The 704-nt window shown below is 71.2% G+C and carries 1 rRNA gene and 1 pseudogene; both read left to right on the forward strand.

Going from position 1 to position 704, the window contains the following annotated elements:
- Nucleotides 1-95 (forward strand): 5S ribosomal RNA (gene rrf / locus ABD329_RS35770); the annotation flags it as partial.
- 249 nt (nucleotides 96-344) lie between these two features.
- Nucleotides 345-704: pseudogene (locus tag ABD329_RS35775) on the forward strand (hypothetical protein); the annotation flags it as partial.

Below are 704 nucleotides of genomic sequence, written 5' to 3' on the forward strand. Positions count from 1 at the left end.
AAACGCCCGGTTACATTCCGAACCCGGAAGCTAAGCCTTTCAGCGCCGATGGTACTGCAGGGGGGACCCTGTGGGAGAGTAGGACGCCGCCGAACAATCTTTGAAGGACCCTTGGTCCCAGCGTGCATGCTGGGACCAAGGGTCCTTTTGTTTTTGCTGGGCCCGCATCGGTGTGACCGGTGCGGGAGAATGGCTGAAGTACATGAAGACAGGAGTCACGCCGATGTCCCCCAACTCTCCCGACGACCGGTCGGGCCGCGAGCCGCGGCGCCAGGATGCCGGCGACCGGCGGGAGGCCCGCGGCTCCGGGCCGCGCCGCGACGGCGGTCGTGGTGGTTTCCGGCGTGACGACCGCCGCGACGAGCGGCCGCGCGGGCCGCGTCGCGATGATGACCGTGGCGGGTTCCGCCGCGATGACGACCGTGGTGGCTTCCGTCGCGATGACCGGCGGGACGACCGCCGTGATGATCGCCGGGACGACCGGTCGCGTGGTCCGCGTCGGGACGATGAGCGCGGAGGTCGCCCCGGCGGCTATGGGCGCCGCGATGACCGGGGTGGCCGCCCCGCCGGGCGATACGAGCGCCGGGACGACCGGCGGGACGACCGCCGTGATGATCGCCGGGACGATCGTCGTGACGAGCGGCCGCGTGGGCCTCGCCGTGATGACCGCGACGGTGGTTTCCGTCAGGGCGGTTTCCGCCGGG

Origin of the sequence: Streptomyces javensis (genome assembly GCF_039525925.1) — a bacterium.
GTDB lineage: Bacteria > Actinomycetota > Actinomycetes > Streptomycetales > Streptomycetaceae > Streptomyces > Streptomyces asiaticus.